This window comes from Pseudoclavibacter helvolus, from assembly GCF_049707175.1.
Lineage (GTDB): Bacteria > Actinomycetota > Actinomycetes > Actinomycetales > Microbacteriaceae > Pseudoclavibacter > Pseudoclavibacter helvolus_A.
This window is the reverse complement of record NZ_JBNAFM010000001.1, coordinates 279,091-296,483: the sequence shown is the minus strand read 5'-3', so window position 1 is coordinate 296,483 and position 17,393 is coordinate 279,091. Positions and strand designations below refer to the sequence as shown.

Below are 17,393 nucleotides of genomic sequence, written 5' to 3'. Positions count from 1 at the left end.
GTGTCGCTGGAAAACGGCGCGCGGTACGGAAGGATGGAACCATGGGGCAGGGACGAAACACGACGCGGTTCCGTCTGGATATCGCCTATGACGGGACGGCATTCAGCGGATGGGCGGCGCAGCCCGAGCTGCGGACGGTGCAGGGTGCCCTCGAGGAGGCGATCCGCCTCGTCGCCCGCGATCTCCCGCCCGGCCCGCTCCTCACGGTGGCCGGGAGGACCGACGCCGGCGTCCACGCAACTGGTCAGGTCGCGCACCTCGACCTCGACGAGGCGGCCATCGAGCAGGTGCGGCGGCGGTCCGACGACGAGGTCGCGCAGATTCTCCTCAGGCGGACCAATGGAGTCCTCGGGCGCGACAGCGACGTTGTCCTCGCAGCCGTCAGACAGGCGCCGGCCGGATTCGATGCGCGCTTCTCTGCAGTCTCACGCAGCTATGAGTTCCGCATCGCGGATCGTCTCACCCCGCCCAACCCCATCGAGCGTCACCGAACCGCCGTCGTGACGCGGTCGCTGGACGTCGGCCTCATGCAGACCGCGGCGGACGAACTCATCGGCTTGCACGACTTCGCGGGCTTCTGCAGGCCCAGGCCAAACTCGACCACGATTCGCACCCTGCAGCGGTTCGACTGGGTCAGGGACGAGCACGGCGTCGTAGTCGCGACGCTCGAAGCGGACGCCTTCTGCCACTCAATGGTGCGCTCGCTCGTCGGCATGTGCGCAGAGGTCGGCGCGGGGCGTCTCCGTCTCGCCGCCGTGCCGGGCCTCCTCGAGGCCACGGCGCGCAGCGGGGCATTCCCGGTGCTGTCTGCGAAGGGGCTCACGCTCACCGCCGTCGGGTACCCCGCCGAAGATGAGCTCGCGGCACGCCAGCAGGTCACGCGAGCGCAACGGCCTGCACTCCGACTCGTTGAGTCCCTCGTCGCGTCTCCGCAGCTGGAGGTGGGATCTACATCGCTCGACTGATTCCCAGGAACGCGGTGGGGGTCCAGACTGGACACATGGTCGATCTCATCAGCTACGCGATGCTGGCGCTGCCGCTCGTCGTCTTCATTGCGCTGAGTGTGACCGCGAAGCTCTGGCCCCGCGCCGTCGTCGCCGGAGCCTGGGTCGCATTGGGACTGGGAGCGGTGGTTCTCGCCTACGGGGTGCTCAGTGCGAGTCTGCCGGTGCTTGACCCCACCGACCCCGATCTCCTCCTCGGCTCGTTCTTCTTTTCTGCCTCGCTCATTGCCGGGGGAGTTGGTACGCTGCTCATCGTCGGCGTCTTCGGCGCAGCCGCGCGCTTCAAGACGATCCGCGCCCGGCGCTTCCCACCGGTTGCCGCGTGACGTTGCGGATGTGCGGCCGCTGACGTAAGCTTCTCAAGTTGTCTGCACTCCGGTGTCGGCTTCGAAGTTGAGCCCTCGACTGTGACGTTCGCGCAGGGGCCTCCCAGGGAGCAATCCTCTCGGAGGCGCACACGCAACCATCACGACCGAGCGGGATTCACGACCTCCTCATTTCGACGAAAGGTGCACATTCATGCGCACGTACACACCAAAGGGCGGTGACATCACCCACGACTGGGTGGTCATCGACGCGACTGATGTCGTTCTCGGCCGTCTCGCAACCCACGCGGCAGCTCTGCTCCGCGGCAAGCACAAGGCAACCTTCGCTCAGCACGTTGACATGGGTGACTTTGTCATCGTCATCAACGCTGAGAAGGTCGCGCTGACGGGCTCCAAGCTCCAGAAGAAGCTCGCCTACCGTCACTCGGGTTACCCGGGCGGCCTCACGGCGACCTCCTACACGGAGATGCTCGAGAAGCACCCGACGCGCGCCGTTGAGAAGGCGATCCGCGGCATGCTCCCCAAGAACACGCTCGGACGCAACCAGCTCAAGAAGCTCAAGGTCTACGCAGGTGCAGAGCACCCGCACGCAGCCCAGCAGCCGAAGCCGTACGTCTTCGACCAGGTTGCCCAGTAGCGGCCCGAGCTAGGAAAGAGAACACAGTGGCAACCATTGCAGAGTCCATCGAGCAGCCGCAGAGCTACTCGACCGAAACCCCAGAGGCAGAGGCAGCCGTCCAGGCTCCTCGTCCGGCGCTCACCGTTCCAGGTGCAGCCGTCGGCCGTCGCAAGCAGGCAATCGCCCGCGTGCGCCTCGTTCCGGGAACCGGCACCATCACGGTCAACGGCCGCGACATCGCCGACTACTTCCCGAACAAGCTGCACCAGCAGCTGATCAACGACCCGTTCACCATCCTGAGCCTCGGCGGCGCCTACGACGTCATCGCGCGCATCTCCGGTGGCGGACCCTCCGGTCAGGCTGGCGCGCTCCGTCTCGGCATCGCACGCGCGCTCAACGAGATCGACCGTGAGAACAACCGGCCGGAGCTCAAGAAGGCTGGCTTCCTCTCTCGCGACGCTCGCGTCAAGGAGCGCAAGAAGGCTGGTCTCAAGAAGGCCCGTAAGGCGCCTCAGTACTCGAAGCGCTAAGTCCAGACATTTCGAATGCCTAGGCTTTTCGGAACGGACGGGGTTCGTGGGCTTGCGAACGACCACCTTACGGTCGAGCTCGCCCTCAGCCTCGCCCAGGCCGCTGCCATCGTGCTCGCGACATCTGCTCGCGAGCACGGGCGGCGGCCTCGCGCTGTTTTGGCCCGCGACCCGCGGGTCTCCGGCGAGTTCATCTCAGCTGCTGTTGCGGCCGGACTCGCCTCCTCGGGTGTCGACGTGCTCGACGCCGGGGTCATCCCGACGCCAGCTGCGGCGTTTCTGACTGCCGAGATCGAGGCCGACTTCGGCGTCATGATCTCCGCATCACACAACCCCGCACCTGACAACGGCATCAAGTTCTTCGCTCGAGGCGGCCGCAAGCTTGCCGACGATCTGGAGAACCAGATCGAGGCGCTGCTCGACGGTGAGAAGCTCACGCCGACCGGCGCTGGGGTCGGAAGCATCGAGCGCTTCGCCGACGCAGAAGACCGGTATGCGCTGCACCTCCTGCGGAGTCTTCCTCTGCGTGAAGACGGCACCTCACCGCTTCGAGGCCTGCATGTCGTGCTCGACTGCGCCCACGGCGCTGCGGCCGGCGTCTCGCCTGAGGTCTTCACCGACGCCGGCGCACAGGTGACCGTCATCGGCAACGCGCCGAACGGCCTCAACATCAACGACGGAGTGGGTTCGACCCACCTCGGCGAACTCGCGCGCACCGTCACCGAGCTCGGGGCCGATCTCGGCATCGCGCATGACGGCGACGCCGACCGGTGCCTCGCCATCGACGCGGACGGCAACGTCGTTGACGGCGACCAGATCATGGCGATCCTGGCCGTCTCCATGCGTCGTCGCGGAGCGCTGCGTGAAGACACGCTTGTCGCGACTGTCATGTCGAACCTGGGTCTCAAGATCGCCATGCGCGAGGCCGGCATCCGCATGATCGAGACCAAGGTGGGCGACCGCTACGTTCTCGAGGAACTCAACGAACGCGGCCTCGCTCTCGGCGGGGAGCAGTCGGGCCACGTGATCCTGACCGACTACGCGACGACCGGAGACGGCATCCTCACCGGGCTGCACATCGCAGCCGAGATGCGTCGAACGGGGAAGACGCTCGCCGAGCTGGCGTCAGTGATGCGGGTGTACCCGCAAGTGCTGATCAACGTGTCAGGTGTGCGCAAGGAAGATTGCGCAACGGACGAACCGCTGCAGGCCGCAGTGGCCCAGGTCGCCAGTGAGCTCGGAGAGAGCGGGCGGGTGCTGTTGCGACCGTCCGGTACCGAGCCGCTGGTGCGCGTGATGATCGAGGCCGGTGAGCAGGAGACGGCCCAGCGACACGCTGACGCCCTCGCCGCCGTCGTGCGGGAGCGCCTGGCGCTCTGAGCGCATCCACGCGACACCGCACATCCACGTACGGGGTTTCGCTACACCACACCAGTGGTGTCGCGGAACCCCGTTCTCGTTCTACGGGACACGCCTTGCCCTCTCAGCTTCGGGGCGGGCACCCTCAGGGAGCCTTTCGCGAGGCGAGCGCATCCCAGTGTGCAGAGAAAACAAACACCGAAGCAAAGTTTTGGTGACAATCTCGCATCTGGAGCTTCCCGCGTGGATAAGCTCAACACGCGGAAATCCCGCCAATCCTAAGGAGCTCTCCATGATCGAACGCAAGATCACCGTCGCCTCGGAGCACGGCCTTCACGCACGTCCCGCCGCGATTTTCGTGCAGGCAGCAACCGAAGCTGGTGTCCCGGTCACGATCGCGAAGGGCGACAAGAGCGTCAATGCGGCCAGCATCCTCGGAGTGCTGTCGCTCGGCGTTTCCAAGGGAGACGAGATCACCCTTTCCGTTGACGGCGACGAGGCTGTCGCCGACCAGCTCGTGGCTCTTCTGGAGACCGACCACGACGCTTGAGCCGCTGCGCGCGCTCACGGCCGCTCGGCCAATTCTTGAAACCCGGGAACCGTCACACTGACGATTCCCCTCCTATCCCCGCGCATGGGGATTGCTTGGAGCAACAATGACTGCAGAAGCCACTACGGCAACCCAGCAGAAGGGCGCCCGCGTTGGGGTCCAGCGCTTCGGTGCCTTCCTTTCCGGCATGGTCATGCCGAACATCCCGGCGTTCATCGCCTGGGGCCTCATCACTACCCTCTTCATCAAGACCGGATGGCTGAACGAGCTGTTCCCCGGCGGTGCCGAGGTCTGGTCGCAGCTCGGCGGTTGGGCGCTCACCGAAGACGGTGAGGCTCCGACGGGTCTCGTCGGCCCGATGATCACCTACCTCCTGCCGCTGCTCATCGCCTTCCAGGGCGGCAAGATGGTGTACGACACCCGCGGTGGCGTCGTTGGTGCCATCGCGACGATGGGTGTCATCGTCGGTGCGGGAATCCCGATGTTCATCGGTGCCATGATCATGGGTCCGCTCGCAGCATGGGTCATGAAGAAGGTCGACAGCATTTGGGACGGCAAGATCCGCGCCGGATTCGAGATGCTCGTCAACAACTTCTCAGCCGGAATCCTTGCGATGCTCCTGGCACTCGCAGGCTTCTTCGCGATCGCGCCGGTCATCACCTGGCTCACCGAGCGCCTCGGTGAGGGTGTCGACTTCCTCGTCGAAGCAGGTCTTCTTCCGCTCGCCAGCGTGCTCATCGAGCCGGCTAAGATCCTCTTCCTCAACAACGCGATCAACCAGGGCGTGCTCACGCCCCTGGGTGTCGCGCAGTCGGAGGAAGCCGGCAAGAGCATCCTGTTCCTGCTCGAGGCGAACCCCGGCCCCGGTCTGGGTCTCCTCCTGGCCTTCTGCTTCTTCGGGGTGGGCGTCGCTCGCGCCAGTGCTCCCGGTGCAGTCATCATCCAGTTCCTCGGCGGCATCCACGAGATCTACTTCCCGTATGTGCTCGCAAAGCCCGCTCTGATCCTTGCTGTCATCGGCGGCGGCGCGACGGGCGTTCTCACGAACGTCATCTTCGGCTCCGGTCTCGTCGCTCCCGCATCGCCCGGATCGATCTTCGCGATCCTGATCATGACGGCGCAGGGAAGCCACATCGGCGTCATCCTGTCCGTCATCCTCTCGGCAGCGGTCACGTTCGCCATTGCGGCAGCCATCCTCCTCGCCTCGCGCAAGAAGGACCTCGCCGCTGAGGCAGCGGGAGCGAACAGCTTCGCCGACGCAGTCGCGCAGACCGAAGCGAACAAGGGCAAGAAGTCCGACGCGCTCTCGGGTCTCGCCACGCAGGCAGCCGGCGGTCTCAGCACCGACACGCGACAGATCACGAACATCGTGTTCGCCTGCGACGCCGGAATGGGATCAAGCGCGATGGGTGCCTCTGTGCTCCGCAACAAGATCAAGAAGGCTGGAATTGAGGGCGTGACGGTGAAGAACGTCTCCATCGCGAACCTCGACAACACGCCGGACCTGATCGTCACCCACCAGGACCTCACCGAGCGGGCCAAGCTCAAGTCCCCAGAAGCCATCCACGTCTCCGTGGAAAACTTCATGAACAGCCCCCGCTACGAGGAAGTCGTGGCTCGACTCTCCAACAGCTGAGCTGCTGGAGCATCGAACACCCAACGAAAGGAACCCTGAAGTGGCAGACGTACTGAGCCTTGACAGCATCCGACTCAGCGGAACCGCGCGAACGCGCGAGGAAGCCATCACGGAGGCGGGTGAGCTGCTCGTCGCGGCCGGCGCCGTGACGCAGGACTACATCCAGGCGATGCACGACCGCGAGCAGAGCGTCTCGACGTTCATGGGCAACTACCTCGCTATCCCGCACGGCACCAACGAGGCCAAGGACACCATCCTGGGCTCGGCGCTGTCGGTGGTGCGCTACGACGAGCCGATCGACTGGGGCGGAAACGAGACCCGCTTCGTCATCGGTATCGCCGGTAAGGACGGGGGCCACCTCGAGATCCTCTCGAGCGTCGCCATCGTGTTCAGCGACGAGGACAACGTGGAAGCCCTCCTGAAGGCGGAGACGCCGGAAGAGCTCGCACAGCTCCTCGGGGACGTGAACGAGTAATGAAGGCAGTTCACATCGGAGCGGGCAACATCGGGCGCGGGTTCATCGGGCTGGTCCTGCATGAAGCCGGGTACGAGGTCGTCTACGCCGACGTCAACGCCGAGCTGATCAGCGCGCTCCAGGCAGTCGACACCTACACGGTGCACGAGGTCGGGCCCGCCGCCAGGAGCCACGTCGTCGATCGCTTCAGGGCGATCAACTCGGCGACGCACGAGGACGAGGTCGTGCAGGAGATTGCGACTGCCGACATCGTCACGTGCGCCGTCGGGCCGAACGTGCTGCGATTCATCGCACCGGTCATCCGCAAGGGCCTCGCCGCCCGCGCGGCGGACGCACCGAAGCTCGCGGTGATGGCGTGCGAGAACGCGATCGGCGCATCCGACACGCTCAAGAGCCTGGTGCTCGACGGCGCGGAGGAGCTCGCAGACCGCGCGGTCTTCGCGAACACCGCAGTCGATCGCATCGTTCCTGAGCAGTCCGTCGAGGGCGTCGACGTCACCGTCGAGGACTTCTTCGAGTGGACGATCGACCGGACGCCGTTCGACGGCGCCGAGCCGAGCATCCCGTCCGCGCACTTCGTGGACGACCTCGAGTCGTACATCGAGCGCAAGCTCTTCACGGTCAACACCGGGCACGCGACGATCGCCTACCACGGCTTCGTCGCAGGCGCCTCGAACATGCAGGACGCGCTCGCGCTTCCGGCAGTCAAGGCCGAGGTCGAGGCCGTGCTCGGCGAGACGAGTCGAGTGCTCGTGTCGCAGTTCGGGTTCCCCGAGGACGAGCACGCGAAGTACGTCGCAACGACGCTCTCGCGGTTCGCCAACAGGGACCTGCCCGATCAGCCTGCCCGCGTCGGCCGCCAGCCGCTGCGCAAGCTCTCGGCGAAGGAGCGCTTCGTGCGCCCAGCGTCGGAGGCGGCCGCGGCGGGTCTGTCCTACGACGCGCTGGTTCGGGCGATCGGGGCTGCCCTGCGGTTCGACTTCGATGCCGACCAGGAAAGCGTCGAGCTGCAGCAGAAGCTCGCAACGCTCGACGCGGAGACGTTCACTCGCGAGGTCACCGGCCTCGAGAGCGGGGCGCTCTTCACCGCGGTCGTCGCGGAAGTCGAACAGGCTCAAGCCGCTCGTTCTGCCGCCTAGGCGTCCGCGCCAAGCACCAAGGAGCCCCTCCCGAGATACCTCGGGAGGGGCTCCTTGCTGTCTGGACGCCGTGCGTACGTCGCCGCGCCGCGCCGCGCCGCATGGTGTTCGCGCTTCCGTAGGGGTCGCACCCATCTGAATGTGGGGAACCCATGCGGAATCGGCGGTCCGGGGCGAGGTCGGTTGGGTGGGATCAGACCTTGCGGAGGAGGACGCTGCGCACGGTGTGGTCGCTCGCCTTCCGCAGCACGAGCTGCGCGCGTGACCGGGTCGGCATGACGTTCTCGCGCAGGTTCGGGCCGTTGATGCGCGACCAGATGCTGCGCGCGTGCTCGAGCGCCTCCTCGGTGCTGAGGTCGGCGAAGCGACGGAAGTACGAGCGAGGGTTGGTGAAGGCGCCGCGTTGCAGCGACAGGAACCGTTGCTCGTACCAGCGCGAGATGTCTTCGGAGCGGGCGTCGACGTAGATGGAGAAGTCGAACATGTCGCTTACCGCGAGCGAATGCGCCCGCGGGGGCTGCAGGACGTTCAGGCCTTCCACGATGAGCACGTCTGGCTGGTTCACGACGATCTCGGCATCGGGGACGATGTCGTAGCTGAGGTGCGAGTAGAAGGGAGCGCGAGCCTCGGGAGCGCCGCTCTTGACCTTGGTGATGAAGCGGAGGAGGGCACGCTGGTCGTACGACTCGGGGAATCCTTTGCGCTCCATGAGTCCGCGGCGTTCGAGTTCCGCGTTGGGGTAGAGGAAGCCGTCGGTGGTGACTAGTTCGACCCGCGGTGTGTCCTCCCAGCGTCGCAGGAGCTCACGGAGGAGTCGCGACACCGTCGACTTGCCCACAGCGACCGATCCCGCGACGCCTATGACGAACGGGGTGGATGCGCTGCGCTCGCCGAGGAAGCCGCTCGTCGCGCGGTGCAGGGAACGTGCGTTCGACACGTAGAGGTTGATGAGCCTCGACAGCGGGACGTAGACGTCGCGGACCTCGTCGAGGTCGAGGTGGTCGCCGAGCCCGCGAAGCCTGATGAGGTCCGATTCGTCGAGCGACATCGGCGTGGAAGGTGCGAGGTCTGCCCAGTCCTGGCGGAGGATCTCGACGAAGGGCGAGTCTCCTCCGCTGCGCGGCATCTGACCAGTTGCGGACATAGAAGGCGAGTCTACTGCCGTGGCCGACCCCGGTTGATCGGTGCCCCTATGATGGCCCGTATGTGCGGAATTGTTGGTTACGTTGGTCCACGCGAGAGCCTTGACATCCTGATGGGCGGCCTCGCAAGACTCGAGTACCGGGGGTACGACTCCGCGGGTGTCGCGGTCATCGATGATGAGGGGAAGATCGATACGCGGAAGCGTGCGGGCAAGCTGAAGGTGCTGCGTGAGGACCTTGAGCGTGTTCCGATGCGGGATGGTCACACGGGCATTGGTCACACGAGGTGGGCGACGCATGGTGGGCCGACGGATGCGAACGCGCATCCGCATCTCGCGGATGACGGGAAGCTGGCGGTCATCCACAACGGCATCATTGAGAACTTCGCTGAGCTGAAGGCGGAGCTGGTCGAGCTGGGGTACACGTTCTCGTCGGAGACCGATACCGAGGTCGCGGCGGTGATGATCGGGCACATGTATCGCGAGGTGGGGAGCCTGGAGCACGCGTTCCGCTCGGTGGTCCGTCGTCTCGAGGGGGCGTTCACGTTGTTGGCGGTGCATGCGAGCGAGCCTGGCCTTGTGGTCGGTGCGCGCTTGAACTCGCCGTTGGTCATCGGCTTGGGCGAGGGGGAGAACTTCCTGGGTTCGGATGTCGCGGCGTTCGTGGAGTACACGCCGCGCGCGTTGGCGGTGGGGCAGGAGCAGATTGTGCTCGTGCGTCCCGATTCGGTCCAGATCACGACGTTCGATGGTGAGCCGGCGACGGCGGAGGCGTTCGAGGTGTCGTGGGATGCGTCTGCTGCGGAGAAGGGCGGCTGGCCGAGCTTCATGGCCAAGGAGATCGATGAGGACCCGGAGGCGGTGGCGAACACGCTTCGCGGTCGTATTGTCGAGGGTCGGGTGCACCTGCCGGATCTGGATGGGCTCGGGGATGAGTTCTTTAACGACATCAATCGCATCATCATCGTTGCGTGTGGCACGGCTGCGTATTCGGCGCAGGTCGGCGCGTACGCGATGGAGAAGTGGGCGCGGGTGCCTGTGCAGGTGGAGCTCGCGCACGAGTTCCGCTACCGGGATCCGGTGCTCGATGAGCGCACGCTGATCGTGTCGATGAGCCAGTCGGGCGAGACGATGGACACGCTCATGGCGGTGCGGTACGCGATGTCGCGTGGCGCGAAGACGCTGTCGATCTGCAACACGCAGGGTGCCACGATTCCGCGTGAGTCGGATGCGGTTGTGTACACGCATGCGGGTCCCGAGGTTGCGGTCGCGTCGACGAAGGCGTTCCTTGCGCAGATCACGGCCCTGTACCTGCTGGGCATTTATGTGGCGACTGTTCGCGGCACGATGGAGGCGGAGCGTCGCGAGGAGCTGTTGACGGAGTTCCAGACGATTCCTGAGAAGGTGCGCACGGTGCTCGGGGTGCGTGAGCGTATCCACGAGCTGGCGAACTGGATGGCGGACACCCGCTCGGTGCTGTACCTGGGTCGGAACGTCGGGTACCCGATCGCGCTCGAGGGTGCGTTGAAGCTGAAGGAGATCGCGTACATCCACGCGGAGGGCTTCGCGGCTGGCGAGCTCAAGCACGGTCCGATTGCGCTGATCGAGCCCGGTCAGCCGGTGTTTGTTATCGTCCCGAGCCCGCGTCACGATGACACGCTGCACCCGAAGATCGTCTCGAACATCCAGGAGATCCGCGCGCGCGGTGCCCGGGTGCTCGCGATCTGCGAGGTGGGAGACGCGGCGGTGCTTCCGTACTCTGACGAGGTCATCGCGGTTCCGCCGACCGACCCGTTCTTCGAGCCGCTGCTCGCGGTCGTGCCGCTGCAGATCTTCGCGATTGAGCTCGCGACGGCGAAGGGGCTCGACGTGGACCAGCCTCGCAACCTGGCGAAGTCCGTCACCGTCGAGTAGCACCGAGTGATCTTCGGGATCGGAGTCGACACTGTGGAGCTCGCGCGGTTCGCGCGAGCTCTGCAGCGTGCGCCGCGGCTGCGTGAACGGTTCTTCACCCCGGCCGAGCGCGAGCGGTCGCTTGCGTCGCTCGGTGCGCGCTTCGCGGCGCGTGAGGCCGCGGTGAAGGCGCTCGGCGGCATCGGCTCGCTCAGCTTCCTCGACTTCGAGGTGGAGAGCGGTCCGGCCGGTCGGCCGGAGTTCGCCGTGACGCCTGCGCTCCGGTCCCACCTCGATGCCGTTGGTGTCGATCGCCTGCATCTCTCGCTGACGCACGAGCGGACAACGGCGACTGCGTTTGTCATCGCCGAGCGCGCGCATCCCGCGGGAGCGTCCGCGTGAGCGGGCCGCGCATCGACGTCGACCTCGACGCGGTGCAGGGCAACGTTCGAGCGATCGCGTCGCTGACGGAGACCCCGCTGCTCGCGGTCGTCAAGGCCAACGGGTACGGTCACGGCGCGGTGGAGGTTGCGAGGGCGGCGCTTGATGGCGGTGCGGTTCGCCTCGGGGTCGTCGATCTTCGTGAGGCGCTCGCGCTTCGATCGGCCGGGGTCACGGCCCCGATTCTGACGTGGATGCACGGGGCTCGCACCGACTGGCTGGCCGCGTTGGACGCGGAGATCGAGCTCGGCATTTCCTCGCTCGCGCAGCTCGAGCTGCTGGATATCGGTCTCGGACGGCTGGAGCATTCGGACCGCTCGGTGGTTGTACACCTGAAGCTCGATACGGGACTCGGCCGCAATGGCATCAGCGCGATCGAGTGGGAGTCTGCGTTCACGAAGGCGGCTGAGCTCGAGCGTCGTGGCCTCATCCGTCTCGAGGGCCTGTTCAGCCACCTCGCGGGGGCCGGTGAGCAGGCTGACCTCGCCCAGCTGGCGTCGTTCGAGCATGCGCTTGAGCTCGCGGGCCGCAGCGGACTCGACGTGACGGTTCGCCATCTCGCGGCGACCGCGGGGTCGATGTCGCTGCCGCAGGCGCGCTTCGATCTGGTGCGGCTCGGGGTCTCGCTCTATGGGCTGTCGCCGTTTGCCGCGGGCGTGGAATGCCCGGCGTCGCTGCAGCCGGCGCTCTCGTTGAGCGCGCCGTTGCGGGAGGACCTCGAGGGCTTCCGGGTGGACATCGGCCAGGCAGACGGCCTGCCTCCCGTGGCGGCGGGGGCCCTGGAGCTTGCGGACAGCAACGGAGGCCGGTGGCGCGTCGTCTCGGTTGGAGCCCTGGAAACGCGGGTCGAGCCGCACGAGGGTGGCACCGCGGAGACCGTTCGCCTCGGCGACGACGCGGACGCGCCCCGGTTGGCCGTCATCGACACGGCGCGTTCTTCCAGTGCGGACGACTGGGCCGCGGCTGCGGGCACCATCAACTACGAGGTGGTGACGCGCCTCAGCTCGCGCATCCCTCGTCGCTTCACCGGAACAGGAACAGGCACCGGCACCACCGGCACCGGCACCGGCACGACGGACATGGAGGCCGTCAGCGAGCTGGCGCCTGGCCTGCTCGCTGACCGACGGGGGACCGAGGACGGCGGGCTGGTGCTCGCGCCCCGTCGCGAGCTCGCGATCGATGTGGAGTTGCTGCGCTCGCGCATGGGTGAGCGCGCGGCCGCGCGGGCGGAGGCCCTCGCGGCGGGCATGGGCGCGCGTCACGCTGCGCGCACTTTCAGCGTGGACGTGTCGGCTGATGCCTATGGGCACGGCGCGGAGCTCGTGGCTGGGCTGGCCCTGGAGTACGGACTCCTTCCGTTGGTGGCTCGGAGCGCCGATCTCGAGCGTCTCGGGGGAGCGGCGCGCGAGCGCGCACTGGTCGACCGGGAACGGGCCGGTGATGCTCGCAGCCGCGCGGTGTACGGATTCGACGACCCGAATGCGCGCGTCACCGTCTCGCTCGCGTCTGAGCTGGTGCACGTGAAGCGTGTGACTGCGGGGCACGGCGTCTCCTACGGCTACGACTGGGTCGCTGAGGAGGCGACCACGCTCGGGCTGGTGCCGCTCGGTTATGCCGACGCGATTCCGCGGAGCGTCGCCGGCCGCGCTGAGGTTGTCATCGGTGGCGAGCGGAGACCCATCGTCGGGCGGGTCGCGATGGACCAGGTGGTGATTGACCTGCAGGACCAGGAGGCGTGGATCGGCATGCCTGTTTCGATTTTCGGTGCGGAGCCTCGCGATATCCACGTGCGCGAGTGGGCGTCGTGGGCTGGTGTGGAGCCGCAGGCGTTCGTGGCGGCCTTCGGGCCTCGTGTCGTGCGCCGTGAGGGTGGCGCGGAATGATTGGTGGTGCGAGTGGAGAGTGAACTGACGTCGAGTGCCGTGGTTGACCTGTCGACTCCGGACGACATGGTTCGGGCTGGAGAGCTCATTGGCGGCCGGCTGTTCGCTGGCGACGTGCTGGTGCTGACCGGGCCGCTCGGCGCGGGCAAGACGACGTTCGCGCGGGGCCTCGGTGCCGCTCTCGGTGTCCGCGGTCCCGTGACGAGCCCGACGTTTGTGCTCGCTCGCACGCACCCGTCGCTGGTTGGCGGTCCCGAGCTCATTCACGTGGATGCGTATCGCCTCGGCGATCCCGCCGAACTCGACGACCTGGGACTCGATTTGGCTTCGAGCGTGACGGTGGTCGAGTGGGGGCGCGAGGCCGTTCCGCTCATCACGGACCGGTGGCTGGAGGTCACGATCGACCGATCGACCGCCACGTCGTCGCGCGCGTTGGAACCGTCTGGGTTAGCGGCAGGCTCCGTCGGCGATGTCGACGACGTTGCGGAGGACGACGAGGAACCGATCGATCCGCGCCGGCTCACGCTCACGGCGACCGGGGCCTGGAATCGTCCGCTCCTGGCGTCGCTCGTGGAGGCGCTTCGGGCAGAGTTCGGCGCCTCCGCCGCGTAGAATCGCTCGCATGCTCTTAGCGATCGATACGTCAGCGGGCACCGATGTCGCGATCGTCACCCCGCATGGCCGGGTGCTCGCAGAGCGCCGCAGCGCGGACAGCCGCCATCACGCGGAGGTCGTCGGCACGGCGATCGCGGAGGTGCTCGACGACGCTGGGCTCTCGCCCCAACACGTCACGCAGGTCATCGGGGGTATGGGGCCCGGTCCGTTCACGGGGCTCCGGGTGGGCGTCGCAGCTGCCCGCACGTTCGCGTTTGCGCGCGGTGCGCGCTTCATCCCCATGCCGAGCCACGACGCGGCGGCGCACGAGTGGCGCGCCGCGCATCCCGAGTCGGCTGGCGACCTGCTGGTGACAACGGATGCTCGGCGCGGTGAGCTGGCCTGCTCGCGCTACGAGCCGGGCCTGCTGGTCGCCTCGTCGTGTGAGTTGCACAGGCCGGACGCGGTTCCGGCCTCTGAGCACCGCTTCGACACGAGGACGATCTCCGCAGCGCACCTGGCGCTCGCCTGGCTGGATCGGGAGGTGCAGGGGCTGGACGCTGAGCAGAACTCGATCGTGTACCTGCGTGGGGCAGACGCGGTGCCGTCCAACGGTCCGAAGCGAGTGACCGGCTGATGATCGCGAAGCTGCGGGATGCGTTGGACGACGACATCCCTGCGATGGTGCGTCTCGATGAGGCGGCGTTTCCGCTCGACCCGTGGTCTCCGTCGATGCTCGCGGGTGAGGTCAGGAGCGAGCACACGAGATATGTGGTCGTCGAGGACACGGCGACCGGTGAGATCCTCGCGGCCGCTGGTGTCATGGCCCTGCAGGGCGGGGGAGAAGCCGACGTGCAGACGATCGCCGTCGATGAGCGTCTGCGCCGCGGGGGCTGGGCGACGCGGATGCTCGCCGAGCTATTCGCGTGGGCTGAGGCGCGAGGCGCGAAGCAGGTCTTCCTCGAGGTGCGCGAGAATGGCGGCGCTGCGCGTGCCCTCTACTCAGGACTCGGTTTCGAGGAGATCGGGCGGCGCCCGAAGTACTACCCAAGAGAGGGTGTGGATGCGATCGTGATGCGTGGACAGCTGCCCGGGGTCCGGGATTCTGCGGAAGCGCGGGTTGCGGCTGTGGCTCGGAGAGAGCCGCTCGTGCTCGGCATCGAGTCGTCGTGCGACGAGACCGGGGTCGGCATCGTGCGGGGGCGGCAGCTGCTCGCGAACGAGGTCGCCTCGTCGATGGACGAGCACGCCATCTTCGGCGGGGTCGTCCCGGAAATCGCGGCACGGGCTCACGCTGACGCAATCGTGCCGACGATCGCCGCCGCGCTCGAGACGGCCGGCGTCACCCTCGAGGAGCTCGACGCGATCGCGGTCACGCAGGGGCCGGGGCTGGCCGGTGCGCTCATGGTGGGGACCGCGGCGGCAAAGGCGCTGCACGTCGCCACGGGCGTGCCGCTGTATGCGGTCAACCACCTGGTCGGCCACGTCGCAGCCGATGTGCTGCGGGATGATGTCGGTCAGCTCGAGCTGCCCGCGGTCGCCCTGCTCGTCTCCGGGGGTCACACCTCGCTGCTGCATGTGCGCGACCTCGTCGACGACTTCGAGCTGCTCGGCGAGACCATCGACGACGCGGCGGGAGAGGCCTTCGACAAGGTCGCCCGCCTCCTGCGGCTGCCGTATCCGGGTGGCCCCGAGATCGATAAGGCGGCGGCTGGCGGCGACCCGAAGGCCATCCGGTTCCCACGCGGCCTCACCAAGCCGAAGGATCTCGAGAAGCACCGCTACGACTTCTCGTTCTCGGGGCTGAAGACCGCCGTCGCTCGATGGGTGGAGGCGAAGGAAGACGCGGGCGAGCAGGTGCCGGTCGCGGATGTGGCCGCGAGCTTTCGAGAGGCCGTGGCTGACGTGCTCACCGCGAAGGCGGTCGCCGCCTGCACGGCGCTCGGTGTGCCCCGCCTCGTTCTCGGCGGGGGCGTCGCAGCCAACGCGCGAGTGCGAGCGCTCGCGGAGGAACGCTGTGCGGCGGCCGGTATTGAGCTGCGCATCCCGCCGCTCCGCCTGTGCACCGACAACGGGGCCATGATCGCCGCCGTTGGAGCGATGCTCGTCGCCGCAGGCTCGAAGCCGGCGACGCTCGACTTCGCCGCGGATTCGACGCTTCCGGTTGCGACGCCGCAGGTGCCGCAGACGCCGCAGGATGCCTGAACCAGGGGGAGGACGCATGACCACGCCAGACGAGCCGAAGCTGCCGCCGCGCAAACCCGTGGAGCTGCCGCCGATTAATCGGAGCCCGGTCGACGACACCAGCAACGCGGCGTACTCGGCGCTCACCCCGCGCCCGCACCCGGGTGACGCCCCCGCGCATTCGGAGTCCGAGACGGCTGTGGCGACGACCGACGACGTCAGCGCCGGGCGCGATCTCGCCGACGCCGACGCCGAAGCTGACGCCCACGTCCGGGCCGCAGCGACCGACTCTGCTCGCTCCGCATCCGCCGCTCCCGCCGCCGCGGGGCTCGGCCTGAGCAGAGCCGGTCTCATTTCATCTCTGCTTCTTTCTGCCGTCGCCCTGGTCCTCGCCGTCGCACTCTCGGTCACGGTCGAGCCGTCGCCCCTCTGGCCCCTGTATCTCGGGGCGAGCCTCGGGGCGGTCTCGGTGCTGCTCGCGGCGCTCGCGCGTCGTCATCGCGGCTGGGGCGTCGCCCTGGGGCTTGCCATTGTGGTTGTCGTCGGTTGTATCGGGTTCGCCTTCGCACTCGGATAGCCCTGCACGGTCTGGGAAGTGTCATCCTCCGGGATGACGGATCCGTGGCCACCGGGATGACGTCACCCCAAGCCTGTCGCCGTACCGTTGGAGCATCACAGTCCCCTGCGTAGAAAGGAGCGGACATGACCTGGTCATCGCCAGAAGGCCCCGTCGAGCGGAACACCGCCCCGAACGTCGGCTCGCGTCCCTCGGACGAGGCCCGGGATGCACGCGCGGGCGCGCCTGAACCCGAGCGCCACGACGTCGGCCGGCCAGCGCCGCTGTTCGCGACCCCGGGCTTCTCGACACCCGGCACCTCGACGCCCGGCACCCCGACGCCCGGCACCCCGATGCCCGGCACCCCAGCCACCGGTGCACCGGCTCTCGGGCCAACGCCCGCAGCGCAGGCGTATCCGGGGCACGCCTCGGCCGCGGCGGGCGCATCCCCGCAGCATCTCGCGTATCCCGTCACTCCGTACGTGCAGGCCCCGTACACGGCACAACGCCCCTCCACGCCCGGAGCGCTCACCCTCAGCATCGTCGCCCTGTGCCTCAGCGGCGGCTCGTTCCTGGTGGCCCTCATCCCAGTGCTCCAGTTCGTGTGGTGGATGGTCGGCATTGCGGGCATCGTCTGCGGATTCATCGCGCTCCGCCGGGAACCCCGCGGGCGTGCGCTCGCCGTGACCTCCATCGTGCTCGGATTCATCTCGGTCTTCGGGCTCCTGCTCCTCATCGTCCTCGCCCTGCTGTTCTTCGGCGGAATCGGTCTGCTCGGCGGTTTCAGCTCGTACTGAGCGGCATTCCGCGAACCTTGTGTGACGGTTCCCAGTCAAACCCTGGGAACCTAGGGAATGGCGAACGCCAAGGCGGCGCCGTCCCCCTTGCTCCACGCACGTGAACACCCCGCCACGACCGCCGCGAGACCGGCGAACCGGAAGGAGCTTCGCAATGAGCGACAGCAACGCAACCCCAGGTGACCAGCCCAAGCTCCCGGAAGACGGAAGCACTGCTCCGAAGTACGAGGCGCCCGCCGCGTACACACCCCCGGCGGAGTCCGTCG

18 protein-coding genes are annotated in these 17,393 nt (G+C 67.5%); 17 read left to right on the top strand and 1 reads right to left on the bottom strand.

Annotated features, from left to right (window positions below):
- Positions 1-41: 41 nt before the first annotated feature.
- The 9 genes from ACPYN9_RS01610 (at position 42) to ACPYN9_RS01570 (ending at position 7,638) form a co-directional block, all read left to right on the top strand.
- Complete coding sequence (locus ACPYN9_RS01610) at positions 42-965, top strand: tRNA pseudouridine synthase A (protein WP_424463325.1); 924 nt, start codon at positions 42-44, stop codon at positions 963-965.
- A gap of 35 nt (positions 966-1,000) precedes the next feature.
- Positions 1,001-1,330, top strand: a complete 330-nt coding sequence (locus ACPYN9_RS01605; protein ID WP_424463323.1) for a hypothetical protein — start codon at positions 1,001-1,003, stop codon at positions 1,328-1,330.
- 193 nt (positions 1,331-1,523) lie between these two features.
- Positions 1,524-1,967: a 50S ribosomal protein L13 gene (rplM, locus tag ACPYN9_RS01600; protein ID WP_424463322.1), complete on the top strand. Its 444-nt coding sequence runs from the start codon at positions 1,524-1,526 to the stop codon at positions 1,965-1,967.
- A 26-nt stretch (positions 1,968-1,993) separates the two neighbouring features.
- Positions 1,994-2,479 (top strand): 30S ribosomal protein S9, encoded by a 486-nt coding sequence (gene rpsI / locus ACPYN9_RS01595; RefSeq protein ID WP_082775222.1) that lies wholly within the window; start codon positions 1,994-1,996, stop codon positions 2,477-2,479.
- A gap of 15 nt (positions 2,480-2,494) precedes the next feature.
- Positions 2,495-3,859 (top strand): phosphoglucosamine mutase, encoded by a 1,365-nt coding sequence (gene glmM / locus ACPYN9_RS01590; protein ID WP_424463320.1) that lies wholly within the window; start codon positions 2,495-2,497, stop codon positions 3,857-3,859.
- Between the two features lie 271 nt (positions 3,860-4,130).
- Entirely contained in the window at positions 4,131-4,388 is a 258-nt protein-coding gene (locus ACPYN9_RS01585) for an HPr family phosphocarrier protein (protein WP_068479230.1), read from the top strand.
- 106 nt (positions 4,389-4,494) lie between these two features.
- Entirely contained in the window at positions 4,495-6,024 is a 1,530-nt protein-coding gene (locus ACPYN9_RS01580; protein WP_424463318.1) for a PTS mannitol transporter subunit IICB, read from the top strand.
- A 40-nt stretch (positions 6,025-6,064) separates the two neighbouring features.
- Positions 6,065-6,499, top strand: a complete 435-nt coding sequence (locus tag ACPYN9_RS01575; protein ID WP_424463316.1) for a PTS sugar transporter subunit IIA — start codon at positions 6,065-6,067, stop codon at positions 6,497-6,499.
- Complete coding sequence (locus ACPYN9_RS01570; RefSeq protein ID WP_424463314.1) at positions 6,499-7,638, top strand: mannitol-1-phosphate 5-dehydrogenase; 1,140 nt, start codon at positions 6,499-6,501, stop codon at positions 7,636-7,638. The genes ACPYN9_RS01575 and ACPYN9_RS01570 overlap by 1 nt, the downstream gene beginning before the upstream one ends.
- A 193-nt stretch (positions 7,639-7,831) precedes the next feature.
- Here the strand turns inward: ACPYN9_RS01570 and coaA are convergent, their stop codons facing one another.
- Positions 7,832-8,782 carry a type I pantothenate kinase gene (coaA, locus tag ACPYN9_RS01565; protein ID WP_424463312.1) on the bottom strand — a complete coding sequence of 317 codons (951 nt, stop codon included), beginning with the start codon at positions 8,780-8,782 and terminating at the stop codon, positions 7,832-7,834.
- Positions 8,783-8,842: 60 nt separating this feature from the next.
- Here coaA and glmS point away from each other — a divergent pair, with 60 nt between their 5' ends.
- The 8 genes from glmS to ACPYN9_RS01525 all read left to right on the top strand — a co-directional run bounded on the left by glmS (position 8,843) and on the right by ACPYN9_RS01525 (position 17,127).
- Positions 8,843-10,693: a glutamine--fructose-6-phosphate transaminase (isomerizing) gene (glmS, locus tag ACPYN9_RS01560; protein WP_424463311.1), complete on the top strand. Its 1,851-nt coding sequence runs from the start codon at positions 8,843-8,845 to the stop codon at positions 10,691-10,693.
- 6 nt (positions 10,694-10,699) lie between these two features.
- The gene (locus ACPYN9_RS01555) at positions 10,700-11,074 is read left to right on the top strand and encodes a holo-ACP synthase (RefSeq protein ID WP_424463309.1); all 375 of its coding nucleotides are present in this window, start codon (positions 10,700-10,702) and stop codon (positions 11,072-11,074) included.
- A complete protein-coding gene (locus ACPYN9_RS01550; RefSeq protein WP_424463307.1) occupies positions 11,071-12,996 on the top strand; it encodes an alanine racemase in 1,926 nt (641 codons plus the stop codon). The genes ACPYN9_RS01555 and ACPYN9_RS01550 overlap by 4 nt, the downstream gene beginning before the upstream one ends.
- Positions 12,997-13,062: 66 nt before the next feature.
- On the top strand, positions 13,063-13,608 hold the full coding sequence (gene tsaE, locus ACPYN9_RS01545) for a tRNA (adenosine(37)-N6)-threonylcarbamoyltransferase complex ATPase subunit type 1 TsaE (protein ID WP_424463359.1): 546 nt from the start codon (positions 13,063-13,065) through the stop codon (positions 13,606-13,608).
- 10 nt (positions 13,609-13,618) lie between these two features.
- Positions 13,619-14,227, top strand: coding sequence for a tRNA (adenosine(37)-N6)-threonylcarbamoyltransferase complex dimerization subunit type 1 TsaB (gene tsaB, locus ACPYN9_RS01540; RefSeq protein ID WP_424463305.1), 609 nt, complete (start codon positions 13,619-13,621; stop codon positions 14,225-14,227).
- Positions 14,227-15,795, top strand: coding sequence for a tRNA (adenosine(37)-N6)-threonylcarbamoyltransferase complex transferase subunit TsaD (gene tsaD / locus ACPYN9_RS01535; protein WP_424463303.1), 1,569 nt, complete (start codon positions 14,227-14,229; stop codon positions 15,793-15,795). Before tsaB ends, tsaD begins: the two co-directional genes overlap by 1 nt.
- 16 nt (positions 15,796-15,811) lie before the next feature.
- Positions 15,812-16,351, top strand: a complete 540-nt coding sequence (locus ACPYN9_RS01530) for a hypothetical protein (RefSeq protein ID WP_424463301.1) — start codon at positions 15,812-15,814, stop codon at positions 16,349-16,351.
- A 125-nt stretch (positions 16,352-16,476) separates the two neighbouring features.
- Positions 16,477-17,127, top strand: a complete 651-nt coding sequence (locus tag ACPYN9_RS01525) for a DUF4190 domain-containing protein (protein WP_424463300.1) — start codon at positions 16,477-16,479, stop codon at positions 17,125-17,127.
- The last annotated feature ends 266 nt before the right edge of the window (positions 17,128-17,393 follow it).